Here is a 15,650-nt window from a genome sequence, read left to right as displayed (position 1 = left end):
CGTTTATTCCATCGCCGGCGGCACATATGGATCCGGAGTGCCCGGCGGAATTGGCGGGTACTTCTTGAACGACGCCGCATGCTCCAACAACTGGGGCAGCGCTTTCTCCGCCGCCCAGGTATGCGGGAACAAAACGCTCTCCCGTTCGTTCGGGTCATTTAGCAGATTGTAGACCCGCGGCGTGTCAAACGTCTGCGTCTCATCAAAGATAGAGGCGTTTTCTTTGAACATGACTTTCCAGTCCTGCCATTTCACGCCGAAAATCTGGTCTCCCATATACACAATCACGCCTTCACGGTTCGAGTTGCTCTGCGCCCCAAGAAAAAAGTCCGATTGATCTATGCCGTCGAAAGCGCGGTCCGTAGGCACCTCTCCTCCGGCAAAAGCCGCCAGTGTCGGGAACAGGTCCATAGAGTGAACCACTTCGTTGCTTTCCGATCCCGCTGGAATTTTACCCGGCCACTTGATGGCAAACGGCACGCGCATACTGCCTTCCAGACTGGTAAAAAGTGTTCCACGCCAAGGACCTGCATTGCCTTGAACCATGGGCACCGGCGATACATTTGAACTGCCTATGCTTGTTGCTTCCGGACCGTTGTCCGCCGTGAAGATAACCACCGTGTTGTCTTCTACGCCAGCATCCGCCAACGCCTGATTGATCCGGCCCACATAGGTATCGACCTGCAACAGAATATCGGCCCAGACACCTTTGCCGGTAGCGCCGTCAAACTCAGGGTGCGCGAGGTTCGGATAGTGCGTCTGCGTGTAGGCCAGATAGACAAAAAACGGATCGTCCTCCTGGCTTTTTGCGTTGATATAGCTGATCGCTTTTTCAGTAAGATCGCCATCAATCAGAGCACGGTATTCCAGATCATAGTCTCTTGCCACGGTGGCTGGCTCACCCGCGACGCCCTGCATGACCACAGGCTCTTCCAGATCAGCTTCCGCAAATCCCGCGAGGGTACTCCAGACCGTCACGTCTGTTGTCTCGACACCGTAGAATTCGTCAAATCCCTGATTGGTCGGATACCGTCCTTCGGACCAGCCGAGGTGCCACTTGCCGTACATCGCCGTGTTGTAGCCTGCGTCCTTGAGCATTTCCGCCATGGTGATTTCCCATTGGGTAAGCCCGTAAACACCACCACCAAGCGGAACTGTATGATTGCCGCTGCGCACACCATAGCGACCGGTCATTGTCGCGGCGCGGGAGGGTGTACACTGGCTTTCGACGTTGAAATTGGTCAGGCGCAATCCTTCCTCGGCCAGCGCATCCATTTCCGGAGTCGGTGTCCCACGAATGATGCCGCCACCATTGAACCCCGGCTCACCCCAGCCGAAATTGTCCAGAAATATGAAAACAATATTGGGTTTCTCTTGCGCCGCAGCGGCTCCGACCGCCCCGACTACTCCAGCTGCCGCGAGGGTTAATGCCGCAATAAACTTCATGGCTAAATACTCCGGTTCAGGTAATGAACCGAGTATAGCTTGCCAATGACGCAGTTCGTCAACTGCGGGGGAAACGAGGTAAATGCCTAAGCACTCGCCCGCAGCACCTCCATCAGGTCATCCTTGCGGAACGGCTTGCTCAGAAAGTCGTTCATGCCCGCCTCAAGACACGCTTCCGCGTCTGCAGGCTGGGCGTTGGCCGTCAGCGCCACAATCCGTCTTTGCGACACGCCGGTATCGCGCTCGTGTTGCCTAATCAATCGGGTGGCTTCGAGCCCACCCATGACCGGCATTGACAGGTCCATCAATACAAGATCGCAATCGCTGGTTTTGTACGCCTCGACCGCCGCTTGACCGTTCTCTGCAATGTGGATTTCCGCGCCGGTCCGCTCCAGCATTTTGCGAACAACCAACTGATTTGTGCGGTTGTCTTCGGCCACAAGTATTCTGAGCCCGGCCAAATCCTTTTTGGCTGGCCGCGCGAACCGGCGTCTCAACGCCGCTTTCGCACTTTCCGTTCTGGACGGACCGGCTTTTGCGGCTGAGCCCTTTTCCTGAAAAACCGGCAAATCAAGCGACACCGTGAAGGTCGCACCAGCCCCCGGTTTACTGTCCACCTCGATTCTGCCCCCCATGCGCTCCACCAGAGCACGGGTGATCGCCAGCCCCAGACCTGTCCCTTCTTCGGGTTGTTCCGCGGGCGTATCCACCTGCTCAAAAGCCGCGAATATCCGCTCTTGGTCCTCCAGCGGAATGCCCGGACCAGTATCCGAAATCACGATGCGCAGGGGCCTGCCCAAAGGGGACGGCTCGTGCGTCACGGCAACGTCAACGCGCCCGTTCTGCGTAAATTTTACGGCATTGCCGATCAGGTTAATCAGGATCTGCCGCATGCGGCTGCTGTCACCTATGAATTCTCCGGGCGCCTTTCCGTCGTATCGCACATCAAGCGTGACATCTTTGGCGTCAGCTTGCGGACGCAGCAGCATTCCGGTTTCTGCCGCAAGCGCCTCCAGCGAAAAGGGCGCTTCCTGAAGTGTGATCTTCTCAGACTGGATTTTCGAGTAGTCCAGAACGTCATTGATGATATCCAAAAGCGCGTTCGCCGAATTGAAAATCGTGTCCGCAAACAGTGACTGCCTCGCGCTGAGCGGGGTTTCACGCAGCAACTCGCACATCCCCATGATGCCATTCATCGGCGTCCGGATTTCGTGGCTCATGTTTGCAAGGAACCGCTCCTTGGCGCGGCTGGCTTCTTCTGCTTCTTCCTTGGCAAGTTTGGTCAGTTCCAGCGCAGTGTCACGTTCCTTTTCAGACGTCACATCAAGCGAAGAACCCACCAAATGCGTGACATTGCCTTCCCCGTCGAAAAACGGTGTCAGCGTTGACCGCAACAATCCCAGCTTCTGCGCAAATGGAATGGTCACCTCGTAACAGACTGGGTGCCCCGCTTCGATGACTGCAACGTGTTGGTCAAGCGCGCGCTGCCCTGCCACGCCACCGTAAATCTCCAGCGCGGTCTTGCCTACAATGTCGTCAAGCTCGTGTCCGATCCAGCCAAGCCCCACGTCGTTGATGCTCACGTATCGGGGCAACCCGTCCTCAGCCACTTCCAGAATGAATATGGAAATCTGGATCGCATCTGTCACAGATAAAACGTCCAGAGAGAGTTTCCGGTTCATGTGGGCCTCCCGAGTGATCGCGGCTGAACAAGCGTTCACAAAGGGTCTATGGCACAGTGGTTATCAAAACCTTTCACGCGCACAGCTTATGCGTGTCAGAGCAAAACTTACCAAACGTCAATCGCGAAAGTTGCCTATGGATGATGCACCTGAACGGTGAACCCTTCGGCAGCATCCGGCGCAACAAAATGCGCGACGATCTGGTCAAATTGCGCCTCGCTCACCGAAAACGGATGTTTGCCAGAAGCGTTGCGAGCCCGCAGGCGCGCCTTACAGACCTCGTCGGGCACGTCGAGGTGATGCAACGTCGCTCGTGCCTGCGCTTGCCGCGCCAACCCCGCCATCCATGCGCGGCTTTCCAGCGTGTTTGCCTGAAAATCCAGCACCACATTCACACCGGCCTTGAGCAAGTCAACAACATGCGGACCAGCGACTTCACGGACTTTTTGCGAGCAACGCACAAAATCGGCAATGGAAGACATCTGGTCGCCAAACAACGCAGCGAGCCAGGCATCCTCCGAAATGACAACGGTCCCCGCAGCACGCGACAGTTCGGCACATAAGGTCGATTTACCGGCGGCGGGTTTGCCACAAAGCATATGCAGTTCAGTCTCGGTCATGCTGTCCTCAATACATCGACGCCTTGTAGCCTTCCTCCAGCTTCTCGTCGATTTCTGCCATGGCTTCGGGATCTTCCGGTGCGCCGACTGTTTGATCCATGATCATCTTGGACAAAGACGGCATTTCACCACGGTCCTGCCGGGCCTCGGGATTCCAGAGATCGGACCGGCGGAAGGCTTTTGCGCAATGCAGGTACATTTCCTGTACCGTCACAATTATCGCCACGCGCGGCAAACGCTCCTGCACCGACATCAAAGCCAGAACATCGGGATCCGTCGTCACCCGTGCCGTGCCGTTGATCCGCAAGGTTTCGTCAAATCCGGGCACCATAAACAGCAATCCTACCGATGGGTTCGCCACAATATTGCTGAGCGTATCCAGTCGGTTGTTTCCCGGGCGGTCCGGGATCGCAAGAGTGCGGTCATCCAGAACTTTTACAAAGCCGCAAGGATCTCCGCGCGGGCTCACATCCGCGCCGCCATCAGGCGCTTGAGTTCCGATACACAGAAAAGGGGACCGCGCAACAAAAGCCTTGGCATGCGGATCGAGATGATCGAGGCATTTCACCTTGGCCATGTCATGTGTCGGTGGGAACAGCGCCCTCAGGGCCGTCTCATCCTCTATCGCAAACTCGGTTTTGAACTCAAATGGATCAGACATATTGCCTCCTGTCAGGTCCGGCGCCTTTTTGCGCCTCGTGCCATGACACAATGTCTGTCGCCGCAATCAGCAGACGAAGGTCATCAAAACATAAAGGTACGCTAGTTGGCGCTGCTTCCACTGGCAACCGCCGGGGTTACGCCCGATAAACCGCCCCCCAGCGCTCGATCAACTTCTGTTGCAGCTTCTTTGACCGGCTGTTGAATGTTCTCGCGCCCTTCGGGCGTTCCCGATCCGGCCCGATCAGCCTGTCTCGCGCGCTGACATCTGCACCGAATATCGCAAACGAGAGCTCCGTATTACCCGGCCCCGAAATATAGCCCGCCAACGCGCTGACAAAATGCAACGTGCCGGTCTTGGCCTTCACGCTCAGGGGGTGGCCTTTGTTGACGCGCCCATTTGGATCCCGCAACGCGATGTCTTTCAGGATCGGCTTCAGCACACCGTGTTCGGACGCTCGGGCAAGCACAACCGCAAATTCGTCAGCCCGCATCCGCGAGGCCTCGCCCAGTCCCGAGTGATCGACAAGGCGCGCGTTGCCCATGCCCAGTGCCTCGGCCGCCCACTGGTTCATGGCATTGGCGGACGACTTCAGACTTGCCACCTGCGCCCCGCGCGCGTGGCTCGCCGCCATCCCGACCATCTCGGCGGTGATGTTGGTCGAATACTTGAGCATCCCTTTGAGGATCGTGCGCAAATCAGAACTGCGGTGCATGGCCAGAACGGTGCCAAACGGTGCTTGCTTGGTGACCTTGGGCGCACCCAGCTTGATGCCATGCGACCGGGCCAACGTGCGGAAGACCTCGCCTGCATAAAGCTCCGGCTGGCGCACAGGCAACCAACGCGCTCCGCCGTTGCCAAGCGCTGACCGCGCCACCGTCCAGTGATCCTCCTTGCCCATCGCCTTGTAGGTGTAGACCGGCAAATCCCGATTGGCGATTTTCATTTTGGCCACACTCACTTCGGGCCGGTATTTGTTGGTTCGCGCATCCATCGCGGTGACATACCCGTTGGCACTGCGCTTCCACTCAAAATGTACGCGATTGTAATTCAGAGACAATCCGGACACCGCAGGATTGTACCCCGCGTGATCGGGCTGCTTGTTGTCTATCCGTGTCACCTGCGCCATTGCGCCGCCCCACACAAGGAACCGCCCTTTGACACCGATCACGCCGGCCGCCTTCAAAGTGCGCGCAAGATCGGCCAGCCCGTCCGTGCTCAACGTCGGATCACCGCCACCGCGCAGCACAAGGTCACCCTGTATGACACCGTTCTTGATCTCGCCGGTCGCGACGACCTTTGTCTGGAATCGATGCCCCGGCCCCAGATAACGCAGCGCGTATAGCGCAGTAAGCGCTTTTGCGACGCTCGCTGGTGGCTGCGCTGATTGGGCACCATAGCTTTCAAGCACTTCGCCGGTACCGACCCGCGCAACAGCGACGCTCAACTTGCCGCTGACGCCCGCCTCCTGCAAGAGGCTCTCGATACCTGGCATATTGACCTCGCCAAGCCCTTTGGGCCGCAGCACAGGTCGCAAGGATCTCGAAGGCGCATTCGCCCAAAGCGGCGTCGCAAAACTCGCCGCCGTCAAACCCAAAAACGCACGCCTCGAAAAACCTTTACTCATGTCGCTGAGTCTAACGCTGCTGCGCAGGTGTTTTCAAGCAGGCAAACCCTCCATTTTCCCTGTCATTTCCGTAATCTGACGTGCTAGGCCTTGGGCATGTGGAAACTGCCCGCCCTCATGTTTCTGGCGATGTCGCTGATCCCCGCCGGAGACGCCGCGGGCAAGCTCATGACACAGGATCACGACCTCAGCCCGATCTTCGTCGGTTGGTCGCGATTTGCGCTTGGCACCTTGCTTGCTTTGCCGCTGGTCAGGGCGGACACTCTGCCGCTTTTGACCAACTGGCGCATCTGGCTCAGAGCGCTTCTGCTGGTTGGAGGGATCACATCAATCCAGACCGCCCTGCTACACGCGCCTCTTGCCGATGTGTTTGCCGCTTTTTTCATTGGCCCGATTTTCAGCTTCGCGCTCTCAGCCCTCTTGCTTGGCGAACGCGTGACGCTGCCACGCGCTGCAATGATGGCGCTCGGTTTTGCCGGTGTTCTGCTGGTGGTGCGGCCCGATTTCGGTGGCGACGGCCCGATCCTTTCCACCGGACGCAGCTTCGCCGTTCTCGCCGGTTTGTTCTACGGGGCTTTTCTTACAGCCTCGCGGTGGCTCGCGACGGCTGCACGCCCGGGCAACCTGCTGTTCACCCAGCTCTTTTTGGGAGCGATCGCGCTGACACCTTTCGGGCTTGCTGTTCTGCCGGAAATGACAGTGCCGATCGCGGGGCTAACCTTTGCATCTGCCGCTTTCTCGGGTCTCGGGAACCTGCTTCTGATTTACGCCTACATGCGGGCTGACGCTTCAGAACTTGCACCCTACGTTTATTTCCAGCTCGCCAGCGCCGTAGCGCTCGGCTGGCTCATTTTTGCGGACGTTCCCGATGCGTTGACTTGGTCAGGCTTGGCCCTGATTGCAGCCGCAGGCCTCGCGTCTGCCCGCCTTGCTGCCCGTTAATCCCAGCGCCCTGCCGCACGGATAGCAGTCGAACTGGCGTCGTCCATCGGCAGGTTCACAAAACACCAAGCCGGCGCTTCGCTGCGCCCCAACAGATGGGACGCTCTCGGATGCAGCCTTGCATGGCGCATCACCTGTGCCGCTTTGCCCGTGCGTCCTGCGATCCGGTCCCCGGGGCGTGCCAATACGCCGACAGGCACCCGCACCATGATCTCCCGCCAGTCTTTCCAGCGGTGGAACTGCGCAAGGTTGTCTGCGCCCATCAGCCAAACAAAACGTGTGTCCGGACAAGCCGCCTGCAGCGCCATGATCGTCTCGGCCGTATAGCGCGTGCCGGCCTTTGCCTCAAAGTCGCTGATCTTCACGCGCGGGTGATCCATGATCTTGCGCGCCGCAGCCATGCGCCGCTCAAGCAACACCGGCCCGTGATCCTTGAGCGGGTTGCCCGGGCTCACCAGCCACCAGACCTCGTCCAGCCCGAACCGCTTGAGCGCCTCACGTGTGATATGCACATGCCCCCCATGTGGCGGATCAAACGATCCCCCCAGAAGGCCAATGACACGACCGCGTCCCACATATGGCAAACCATTCTGCATCAAGGGTTTCTTGCCGCCGCCTCGTCCCAAGTCAACCGCCAAAAGACCAATTGACAGCCTCCTGTAGTTGACCTACGTAAACAATTAAAGTTGACTAAGGTAAACAATATGACTATCAACCCGATCACCCGCATCCGCCGCTTCAACCGTGCCGTGACGCGCGAAACCGGCGCATTGGAAACGTCTTTCCTTGGTCGCGGACGTCCTCTCGGCCCCGCTCGCGTCTTGCACGCCATCAGCCCCGAAGGCACCGATCTGGAACATCTGCGCAGCTACCTTGGTCTCGACAAAACCCTGCTCAGCCGCTTTCTGAAATCCCTTGCGGACGAAGGCCTTCTGGAGTTGCGCCAAGACTCCGCCGACGGCCGCCGTCGCACCGCGCATCTCACCGGGTCCGGCACCAAGGAACGGGCTGCTTACGACGCGCTGTCCAACGCTCAGGCGCAATCCCTGCTCGACCGCCACCCGCGCCCGCAAGCACTGCTGGACGCGATGGACCTTGTCGCCTCCGCCCTCGGCCAGGACGACCTGACTTTCCTCACCGTCGACCCGCGCTCCGACGACGCTGTCTATTGCCTCGAAGAATACTATGCCGAACTCGGCCGCCGCTTTGACACCGGCTTTGACGTGAACCTCTCCGCTGACCCAGACGCCACCGACATGATGTCCCCCCGTGGCACCTTCCTCCTGACGATGTCGGACGGCCTGCCTTTAGGGTGCGTCGGCGTGAAGGGCACCAACAAAGGGTACGCCGAAATCAAACGCCTCTGGGTCTCCCCTGCCGCGCGTGGCATGGGTCTTGCCAAAAAGCTGATGGACCAAGCCGAAGCTACCGCCCGCGATCTCGGTATCACGCTGCTGCGGCTGGACACCAACGCCGCCCTGCCCGAAGCCATTCGGCTTTACGAAACCACCGGCTGGACCGCGATCGAGCGCTTCAACGACGATCCCTACCCGACGCATTTCTTTGAAAAGGCGCTTTGAAGTTACCACCGGAGCCAAAGCAAGGCTTTGGCTGGCGCCCCATTGGCCGACAGGGCCTTGCTCAGCGGTGTCCCGAAAAGCGAAACGCCCCCAATATCTTTGGGTAAGCTCTCACAATCTATCATCAAAGCCAAAGCCGAGCTTTGGCTAGCGCCCGAACCGCCCCCACGGGGCGGGCGCTTCGCTTCCACCCCTCCGTTCGGTCGCAGGCAAGCTCAAAGGGCTGGACAGGGCGCAAGCAGCAACTCTGCCCTTGCGTGTATTTCAGGAAGAATTGTCCATCATCATGTTTAATTTCTCTCCCCGCAAAGCTTGGGTGCTCTTTGCACTGACATTCGCAGGCCTGTTTGGCTGGCTTCTTTGGCAAACACCTTCCGGAGAAATCGTCGAAACCGAAGAAATCATCTACTACCAGGTTGATGCTCTAACGATCTCTGATCTCAAAGCGCAGATACGCACCCGCGGACCACAAGGGTATTCTGGCTTTGTGCAATGGCGGGTGCTGCCAACGCTGAACGGTGGCCTCAAATTGCACACCAAGATCACGATGCCAAAACATGCCGCACCCGATCAACTGTCGTCATCCGTGGCCTTCACATGGAACCGTTTTGTCAAAGCGCTGTGGAAGCATGAGCGCGTGCACCAATATCACGGCAAGCGGGCGGCAAAAGAGGCATTGCAGAGCGCATATGTGCACCACCTTGCGATATTCCGGAAATGGTCCAAGCAGGACGATCGCTTCGACAAACTAACGGCTCATGGCGCAACCGAAGGCGCATGGCTGCCGTAACCACAGCCCAATCAACCTCCATTGCCCCTCCCCGCCCACTCCGCTATCACCTCTGCCAACCTCAAGTTTCCCCCATGACGGAGTCGCAAAATGGCCTCTTATCAATACGTCTATCACATGCAGGGCGTGTCCAAGACCTACCCCGGCGGCAAGAAATGCTTTGAAAACATACACCTGTCCTTCCTGCCGGGCGTGAAAATCGGCGTCGTCGGCGTCAACGGCGCCGGTAAATCGACCCTGATGAAAATCATGGCCGGTCTGGACAAGGACTTCACCGGCGAGGCCTGGGCCGCCGAAGGCGCCAAGGTCGGCTACCTTCCACAGGAGCCGCAACTCGACGAAAGCCTCAACGTGCGCGAAAACGTCATGCTCGGCGTTAAGGCCAAGAAGGACATTCTGGACCGCTACAACGAGCTTGCGATGAACTACTCGGACGAAACCGCCGAGGAAATGGCCAAGCTTCAGGACGACATCGACGCCCAGAACCTCTGGGATCTGGACAGCCAGGTCGACATCTCCATGGAGGCCCTGCGCTGCCCCCCCGACGACGCCAACATCGCCGATCTCTCCGGCGGTGAAAAACGCCGTGTCGCGCTCTGCAAACTGCTGCTCGAAGCGCCTGACATGCTGCTGCTCGACGAACCGACCAACCACCTTGACGCAGAAACCATCGCCTGGCTGCAACAGCACCTGATCGACTACAAAGGCACCATCCTCTGCGTCACCCACGACCGCTACTTCCTCGACGACATCACCGGATGGATTCTCGAACTCGACCGCGGCCGCGGCATCCCTTACGAGGGCAACTACTCCGCATGGCTGGAGCAGAAAGCCAAACGTCTGGAGCAGGAAGCCCGCGAAGACAAATCCAAGCAGAAAACGCTTGAACGCGAACTCGAGTGGATGCGTCAGGGCCAAAAGGCACGTCAGGCCAAATCCAAGGCCCGTATCGCGGCTTACAACGAGATGGCCAGCCAGTCCGAGCGTGAAAAAGTCGGTCGCGCGCAGATCGTCATTCCAAACGGCCCGCGTCTGGGCTCCAAGGTGATTGAGGTCAACGGACTGTCCAAACACTTTGGCGACAAGCAGCTGATCGAGAACCTCGAATTCTCCCTGCCGCCCGGCGGCATTGTCGGCGTGATCGGCCCCAACGGCGCCGGTAAATCCACGCTCTTCAAAATGCTCACCGGTCAGGAACAGCCTGACGAAGGCACCGTCGAATACGGCGACACCGTGAAGCTCAGCTACGTCGACCAGTCCCGTGACGATCTGAACGACAAGGACACCGTCTGGGAAGCCATTTCCGGCGGCGCGGAAATCATCGAGCTTGGTGATGCCCAAGTGAACTCCCGCGCCTACTGCTCGTCTTTCAACTTCAAAGGTGGCGATCAGCAGAAACCTCTGAACCTGCTGTCTGGTGGTGAACGCAACCGCGTGCACATGGCGCGTCTTTTGAAAGAAGGCGGCAACGTCCTCCTGCTCGACGAACCAACCAACGACCTTGACGTCGAAACCCTCCGCGCGCTTGAAGACGCCTTGGTCGACTTTGCCGGCTGCGCCGTGGTCATCTCCCACGACCGCTTCTTCCTTGACCGCATCTGTACCCACATCCTCGCCTTCGAAGGCGACGCCCATGTGGAATGGTTCGAAGGCAACTTTGAGGACTACGAAGAAGACAAGAAACGTCGTTTGGGACCGGATGCTCTGGAGCCCAAGCGCCTGAAGCACAAGAAATTTACCCGCTGAGTGTTTGGCACCGCCAAATCACTCAGAGTGCGCGGAAGCGTTCCGGCAAGCCGGAACGCGGGCGCATCCCGGTGAGACGGCACACAAACGCTGAGTGACCAAACAAAAACACCCGCGCCCTCGCGCGGGTGTTTTCGTTTCACCTATCTAAGCGTTGCCCACCAAAGCCCGCAAAGCGGGCTTACCCCTCCGGCACGCCCCCACGGGCGCGCACGTTCGCACCCACCCTCCTCAGCCGTCAAACACCAGTTCGCTATGCAACTGTTGGTTATTCTTCGACTTCTAGAAAGCCGCCTGCCGGCACTTTCCAAAACCGATTTGATGCCAGCAACCACGTGGTAAACCGTTGATTTTTTTGAACACTGCATTACGAATTGGGCATAGCGATTTCAGGGAGCGTCACATGGAGCAAATTGCTAACAGTTTGGGAAAATTTGTGTACCGCGATCTGTTGTATGTGATTGCGGGATTGATTTGTCTTACTGCATATGCGTGGACCTATCAGCCGACACCGCCTGAGAATTTGCCACTTCAAGAATTGACCTTCGGTGGAATCGCCTACGTAGTTGGTTTCGTTTCACAAGAGATTTTTTCGGTGTTGCAAATAGTGTGCCTTCGAGAAGTCTCCGTGCCTTCTAAAGCTTGGAGTATTTTTAATTTGGCCGCGAAGTTGGACCAGTCAGTCTTGAAGGGAATGACACAGCAGCAATTACTAGAAGCGAAAGTCTGCTATCGCTCGCAAGCCGACATCCCTGAGCTTACTCGCTCACAGATCTCCAGATATATTATTCTCAAAGACATAGCAGGGAAATTTGGCAGTGCTCTACTCATGTCGGCATTGATTCAAATCCCCTATTTACTGTGGATGGACGGACCGAAACACACAGCGGCCTCTTTTTTTTTACTTTGCTTGTTCTTGGGGGCATTCTTAGCTTTTCAAAGCTACTTTCGCGCCAATCAAGTCGCGTGGTACATGGTTTCCTTTGTTAACAAAATGCCCAAGAACTAACCTGCAATAGTACAATGGTATCCAACATGGTCGGCCGACGCTCAGCCCACCAGCAACAAAAATCACACCCCCGCCATCCCGCTGTAACGCCTCTTCCCTTCACCACACCGCGCCCCCATCCTCGGTACACCACCACCCGGAGGACCACCCCATGCGTTATCTGCTACCTGCCTTGCTCAGTGCCATTCCAATGGCTGCCCTTTTTGCGTTTGATGCGCCGAGAACTTTGGGCGCCCACCCTTGGTGGAGCCAAAAGGCCATCTTGTACGGTGCTCCGATCGGTTTGATCCTGGCCGCCTTGGGCACCCGCCTGATGCGACCGGCCCCAGCCATCATGACTTTCGGCCTTTTGACTGTTCTTGCCTTTGCCACCGCCAAATACGGCCAAACCCAATTTGCAGCGTCTTATGCCGAAGACCAGTTCGCGGGCAAACTCTGGTACTTTGGCTGGATCGCCACGAGCGTGGCACTTGCAGCAACCATCTCATCTCTGTTCCGCCCCGTGCTGCGCTAGGCACTTCCCAAACCACGCACCGCCCCCCTATCCTGATCCTGTGACAATAGGAGCGCCTCATGCCGGAATGGATGGAACCCGACTTTCTGAGACAGGCCAATCTCAATATCTGGTCTGCAGTTCTCTGCGGCGGTCTGATTGGTGCCGAACGGCAATTGCGCGGAAAACGGGTGGGGCTGCGCGTTTGCATGTTGATCGTGCTGACCTCGGCGATGTTTGTCACTATGGCCGTTGAAATTGCACCCGATGGCGGGAACCGGGTGCTGTCGGGCATCGTTTCCGGGGTCGGTTTCCTGGGGGCCGGTGTGATTTTCGCCCAGAACGGCAGGGTCTCAGGCATCACCACCGCGACACTGATCTGGTCGCTTGCGGCCATCGGGGCCTGCATCGGATTTGGCTATCCCATCGCCGCTATCCTTGCCACATTGGTCATCATGGCCATCTTGGGACTGGTGGATTTTCTCGAATCCCATCTACCCCGACTGGGTAAAGAGCACGACGACAGCAACAGCGCCTGAGCAGCATTCCGCCGCCACCCCGCCCAACCGGCGAAGAACCGCGTCCGGCATGATCTCGCCCTAGCAGCGCCCAATTTCCGCCTTATTTCAGGATCACGATTAACTTTGTGCTAACCCGGTTGTGAGAATTTGGTCCCATGGCTCTGATCTTGTTTTTTATTGGCAGTTTCCTCGGAATTATCGTTGCCGCCGTGCAAACGATGTTTCACGACGCGTCTCTTTGGCAGGCTTTCGGCACCTATTGCACCTTCTCTCTCGCCATTCCGTTTTTTGTCGGCCTTCTGGCTTATGCGCTTTCCAATCTGCGCAGCATGGAACGTGAGGACGATGCGTCCTTCGGTATGAACGAGGCCTGAGTCTACCGGCGCGACAACGCCTTCTCGACCTGCACTTCATCGGCAATTTTCATTTGTGCCCATGTGGCCAGCAACCGATTGATGCGGGCGTGATATCCGCGTCCCATCGCGCGATAGAACCGCGCCACGGACCGGTCCAGATAAAGCGTCACCTTCTCTTTGGGTTCCTCCACATCCAGATCAAGTTCCAACGTGTGCCACGCTTCGGGAATGTCTTCACGCAAGGCGACAGGCAACCAGCTCTCTGAATTCAGGAGCAGCATGTTGCGGGCCAGTTTGGCCCGCGCAATGCGTTGGGTTTTGGTCTGCGGTTTTCTTCCGGCTTGGGCAACGGGCATGGCAAAATCTCCTTTGCGGCAAACCCTGACAGCAACCTGTTAACCGCTCCTGACGGCACCGGACGCCGCCACCGACGTTTTGCCGACGCGATGCTGACGCTTTGCAGCCGACCTTATTCCGTCGGCCACACCTCGTCCTCGGCCGGCACCGGACGCGGTTTCCCGTCCTCGTCAATCGCGACATAGGTAAAGACCGCTTCGGTCACCTTTTCATAGACACCGCGCCGGTTGCGAAAGGCCCAGGCCTCTATGCGTACCGCCATTGATGTGCGCCCGACGCGCTCAACCCACGCCCACACACAAAGAATGTTGCCGACTTTTACCGGCCGAATGAACTTCATCGCGTCTACGGCCACCGTGGCAACGCGGCCCTTGGCACGTTGACCTGCAACAATACCAGACGCGCTGTCCATCTGGCTCAACACCCAGCCACCAAAGATGTCTCCGTTGATGTTCACATCGCGCGGCATGGCCGACACCCGCAGCGTCGCTTCTCCGTCGGGGCGCTTTTCTTCCTGCTGGCTCATCCTCTGGCTCCTTTGCTGGTCTTTCCGCATCGTAACCCTCTGGCGCCGCAGGCGAAAGCTGGTAGAACCACGCGTAATCAGGAGAGCTCATGCCAGACTTTGACATCATCGTCATCGGCGCCGGTCCCGCCGGCAGCGCCGCCGCCACGTGGGCCGCGAAACACGGCGCCAAAGTCGCACTGGTCGACAAAGCCATGTTCCCCCGCAACAAGCTGTGCGGGGGCCTGTTTACCGAACGCAGCCGAAGCTATTACTGCGAGATTTTCGGTAGAGACTTTGATCTTTCCCGCGCCGTTACCCGCCACGACATCTCCTTCTGGCATGACGGGGCCGAGCTCGCCACACTCACGGACATTCCGCCGCTGCACCTCACCATGCGGCTGGATCTGGACAACACGCTTTTCGAGCACGCCCTGACGGCCGGCGCATCGGACTTTTCCGGACGCCACATCGCGCAAATCTCTGAAAACGAAATACTTTTCAAGGACGGAACGGCCCTGCATGCACCAATCCTGATCGGAGCGGACGGTGTAAATTCCATTGTTGCCAAACACCTTTTCGGGGCGTCATTCAACACCGAAACCATTGGTTTCGGGTTGGAAATCGAAGTGCCCGAGAGCACGCAAAATCCAGTAGAGAAACCTCTGCGCATCGACTTTGGCGCAGCCACCTGGGGCTATGGGTGGTCCTTTCCCAAACAGAATTCCACGACCGTCGGTGTGGGCGGACTGCGCGCGCCAAATCCGGACATGAAGGCGCATATGCGCCACTATTTGAAAACTCTCGGACTGGATCCTGAGGCGGTGAAATTCAAGGGCCATCACCTACCCTTCGGAGATTTCCGCCCCACTCCGGGTCGGGACAACATTCTGCTGGCCGGCGATGCCGCAGGTCTGGTGGACCCCATCACAGGCGAAGGCATAGCCTTCGCTATGAAAAGCGGGCAGATCGCAGCGCAATCGGCGCTGGACGCCCTGGGAGCTGGGTCCCCGAAGACAGCGCTGCGGCGTTACCAGCGGACTCTGCGCGACATGCAGCGAAATCTGCGCATCGCCCGCACCCTGCGCCGTATTATTTTTGCGCCCCGTTGGCAGGGCGCGTTCACTCGAACGTTCCGTCGTTCCGGCACCGTGCGTGTCATGTACATGAGGCTTCTGGCAGGCGAGCTGGAATACCCCCAGTTGGCGCGGTCTGTTGTCGCCCGCCTTCCGAGATACCTTCTGAACGCCCTGCGCCGCTAAGCCGCTCACCTGAATGAAAAAAAGGCCGGACACAATGTCCGACCTTCCTTGTT

The 15,650-nt window shown here is 58.1% G+C and carries 17 protein-coding genes; 9 read left to right on the top strand and 8 right to left on the bottom strand.

Annotation, left to right across the window (positions count from 1 at the left end):
* Positions 1-3: 3 nt before the first annotated feature.
* The 5 genes from BXY66_RS02430 to dacB all read right to left on the bottom strand — a co-directional run bounded on the left by BXY66_RS02430 (position 4) and on the right by dacB (position 6,036).
* Entirely contained in the window at positions 4-1,446 is a 1,443-nt protein-coding gene (locus BXY66_RS02430; RefSeq protein WP_132858588.1) for an arylsulfatase, read from the bottom strand.
* A gap of 86 nt (positions 1,447-1,532) precedes the next feature.
* Positions 1,533-3,128 (bottom strand): ATP-binding protein, encoded by a 1,596-nt coding sequence (locus tag BXY66_RS02425; protein WP_132858587.1) that lies wholly within the window; start codon positions 3,126-3,128, stop codon positions 1,533-1,535.
* 134 nt (positions 3,129-3,262) lie between these two features.
* Positions 3,263-3,748, bottom strand: coding sequence for a P-loop nucleotide/nucleoside kinase family protein (locus BXY66_RS02420; protein WP_132858586.1), 486 nt, complete (start codon positions 3,746-3,748; stop codon positions 3,263-3,265).
* A gap of 7 nt (positions 3,749-3,755) precedes the next feature.
* Positions 3,756-4,409, bottom strand: coding sequence for a pyridoxamine 5'-phosphate oxidase family protein (locus BXY66_RS02415; RefSeq protein WP_132858585.1), 654 nt, complete (start codon positions 4,407-4,409; stop codon positions 3,756-3,758).
* Between the two features lie 136 nt (positions 4,410-4,545).
* Positions 4,546-6,036 (bottom strand): D-alanyl-D-alanine carboxypeptidase/D-alanyl-D-alanine endopeptidase, encoded by a 1,491-nt coding sequence (gene dacB, locus BXY66_RS02410; RefSeq protein ID WP_132858584.1) that lies wholly within the window; start codon positions 6,034-6,036, stop codon positions 4,546-4,548.
* Between the two features lie 96 nt (positions 6,037-6,132).
* Between dacB and BXY66_RS02405 the strand changes: the two genes are divergently transcribed.
* Positions 6,133-6,978 (top strand): DMT family transporter, encoded by an 846-nt coding sequence (locus BXY66_RS02405; protein ID WP_132858583.1) that lies wholly within the window; start codon positions 6,133-6,135, stop codon positions 6,976-6,978.
* Here the strand turns inward: BXY66_RS02405 and BXY66_RS02400 are convergent.
* A complete protein-coding gene (locus BXY66_RS02400) occupies positions 6,975-7,574 on the bottom strand; it encodes a nicotinate-nucleotide adenylyltransferase (protein ID WP_132858582.1) in 600 nt (199 codons plus the stop codon). The genes BXY66_RS02405 and BXY66_RS02400 overlap by 4 nt on opposite strands.
* A 108-nt stretch (positions 7,575-7,682) precedes the next feature.
* Here BXY66_RS02400 and BXY66_RS02395 point away from each other — a divergent pair, with 108 nt between their 5' ends.
* The 7 genes from BXY66_RS02395 to BXY66_RS02365 all read left to right on the top strand — a co-directional run bounded on the left by BXY66_RS02395 (position 7,683) and on the right by BXY66_RS02365 (position 13,491).
* Complete coding sequence (locus BXY66_RS02395; protein ID WP_132858581.1) at positions 7,683-8,558, top strand: helix-turn-helix domain-containing GNAT family N-acetyltransferase; 876 nt, start codon at positions 7,683-7,685, stop codon at positions 8,556-8,558.
* A 286-nt stretch (positions 8,559-8,844) separates the two neighbouring features.
* Complete coding sequence (locus BXY66_RS02390) at positions 8,845-9,348, top strand: DUF922 domain-containing protein (RefSeq protein WP_165929086.1); 504 nt, start codon at positions 8,845-8,847, stop codon at positions 9,346-9,348.
* A gap of 90 nt (positions 9,349-9,438) precedes the next feature.
* Positions 9,439-11,094: an energy-dependent translational throttle protein EttA gene (ettA, locus tag BXY66_RS02385; RefSeq protein WP_132858579.1), complete on the top strand. Its 1,656-nt coding sequence runs from the start codon at positions 9,439-9,441 to the stop codon at positions 11,092-11,094.
* Positions 11,095-11,497: 403 nt separating this feature from the next.
* Positions 11,498-12,103 carry a hypothetical protein gene (locus BXY66_RS02380; RefSeq protein ID WP_132858578.1) on the top strand — a complete coding sequence of 202 codons (606 nt, stop codon included), beginning with the start codon at positions 11,498-11,500 and terminating at the stop codon, positions 12,101-12,103.
* A gap of 151 nt (positions 12,104-12,254) precedes the next feature.
* The gene (locus BXY66_RS02375) at positions 12,255-12,617 is read left to right on the top strand and encodes a hypothetical protein (RefSeq protein WP_132858577.1); all 363 of its coding nucleotides are present in this window, start codon (positions 12,255-12,257) and stop codon (positions 12,615-12,617) included.
* A 59-nt stretch (positions 12,618-12,676) separates the two neighbouring features.
* A complete protein-coding gene (locus BXY66_RS02370) occupies positions 12,677-13,135 on the top strand; it encodes an MgtC/SapB family protein (protein ID WP_132858576.1) in 459 nt (152 codons plus the stop codon).
* Positions 13,136-13,272: 137 nt separating this feature from the next.
* Positions 13,273-13,491 (top strand): hypothetical protein, encoded by a 219-nt coding sequence (locus BXY66_RS02365; RefSeq protein ID WP_132858575.1) that lies wholly within the window; start codon positions 13,273-13,275, stop codon positions 13,489-13,491.
* Between the two features lie 2 nt (positions 13,492-13,493).
* On the opposite strand, the gene BXY66_RS02360 is transcribed toward BXY66_RS02365, so the two are convergent.
* Both BXY66_RS02360 and BXY66_RS02355 read right to left on the bottom strand, forming a co-directional pair.
* Positions 13,494-13,829 (bottom strand): BrnA antitoxin family protein, encoded by a 336-nt coding sequence (locus tag BXY66_RS02360; protein ID WP_132858574.1) that lies wholly within the window; start codon positions 13,827-13,829, stop codon positions 13,494-13,496.
* A 113-nt stretch (positions 13,830-13,942) separates the two neighbouring features.
* The gene (locus BXY66_RS02355; protein WP_132858573.1) at positions 13,943-14,356 is read right to left on the bottom strand and encodes an acyl-CoA thioesterase; all 414 of its coding nucleotides are present in this window, start codon (positions 14,354-14,356) and stop codon (positions 13,943-13,945) included.
* An 89-nt stretch (positions 14,357-14,445) separates the two neighbouring features.
* Between BXY66_RS02355 and BXY66_RS02350 the strand changes: the two genes are divergently transcribed.
* Complete coding sequence (locus BXY66_RS02350; protein ID WP_132858572.1) at positions 14,446-15,597, top strand: NAD(P)/FAD-dependent oxidoreductase; 1,152 nt, start codon at positions 14,446-14,448, stop codon at positions 15,595-15,597.
* Positions 15,598-15,650 lie beyond the last annotated feature (53 nt).

Origin of the sequence: Shimia isoporae (assembly GCF_004346865.1) — a bacterium.
GTDB lineage: Bacteria > Pseudomonadota > Alphaproteobacteria > Rhodobacterales > Rhodobacteraceae > Shimia > Shimia isoporae.
This window is presented reverse-complemented; position numbering and strand designations above follow the sequence as displayed.

Coding starts and splice junctions, on each gene's coding strand:
- BXY66_RS02430 (WP_132858588.1), bottom strand. CDS start 1,446: ATGAAGTTTATTGCGGCATTAACCCTCGCGGCAGCTGGAGTAGTCGGG.
- BXY66_RS02425 (WP_132858587.1), bottom strand. CDS start 3,128: ATGAACCGGAAACTCTCTCTGGACGTTTTATCTGTGACAGATGCGATC.
- BXY66_RS02420 (WP_132858586.1), bottom strand. CDS start 3,748: ATGACCGAGACTGAACTGCATATGCTTTGTGGCAAACCCGCCGCCGGT.
- BXY66_RS02415 (WP_132858585.1), bottom strand. CDS start 4,409: ATGTCTGATCCATTTGAGTTCAAAACCGAGTTTGCGATAGAGGATGAG.
- dacB (WP_132858584.1), bottom strand. CDS start 6,036: ATGAGTAAAGGTTTTTCGAGGCGTGCGTTTTTGGGTTTGACGGCGGCG.
- BXY66_RS02405 (WP_132858583.1), top strand. CDS start 6,133: ATGTGGAAACTGCCCGCCCTCATGTTTCTGGCGATGTCGCTGATCCCC.
- BXY66_RS02400 (WP_132858582.1), bottom strand. CDS start 7,574: ATGCAGAATGGTTTGCCATATGTGGGACGCGGTCGTGTCATTGGCCTT.
- BXY66_RS02395 (WP_132858581.1), top strand. CDS start 7,683: ATGACTATCAACCCGATCACCCGCATCCGCCGCTTCAACCGTGCCGTG.
- BXY66_RS02390 (WP_165929086.1), top strand. CDS start 8,845: ATGTTTAATTTCTCTCCCCGCAAAGCTTGGGTGCTCTTTGCACTGACA.
- ettA (WP_132858579.1), top strand. CDS start 9,439: ATGGCCTCTTATCAATACGTCTATCACATGCAGGGCGTGTCCAAGACC.
- BXY66_RS02380 (WP_132858578.1), top strand. CDS start 11,498: ATGGAGCAAATTGCTAACAGTTTGGGAAAATTTGTGTACCGCGATCTG.
- BXY66_RS02375 (WP_132858577.1), top strand. CDS start 12,255: ATGCGTTATCTGCTACCTGCCTTGCTCAGTGCCATTCCAATGGCTGCC.
- BXY66_RS02370 (WP_132858576.1), top strand. CDS start 12,677: ATGCCGGAATGGATGGAACCCGACTTTCTGAGACAGGCCAATCTCAAT.
- BXY66_RS02365 (WP_132858575.1), top strand. CDS start 13,273: ATGGCTCTGATCTTGTTTTTTATTGGCAGTTTCCTCGGAATTATCGTT.
- BXY66_RS02360 (WP_132858574.1), bottom strand. CDS start 13,829: ATGCCCGTTGCCCAAGCCGGAAGAAAACCGCAGACCAAAACCCAACGC.
- BXY66_RS02355 (WP_132858573.1), bottom strand. CDS start 14,356: ATGAGCCAGCAGGAAGAAAAGCGCCCCGACGGAGAAGCGACGCTGCGG.
- BXY66_RS02350 (WP_132858572.1), top strand. CDS start 14,446: ATGCCAGACTTTGACATCATCGTCATCGGCGCCGGTCCCGCCGGCAGC.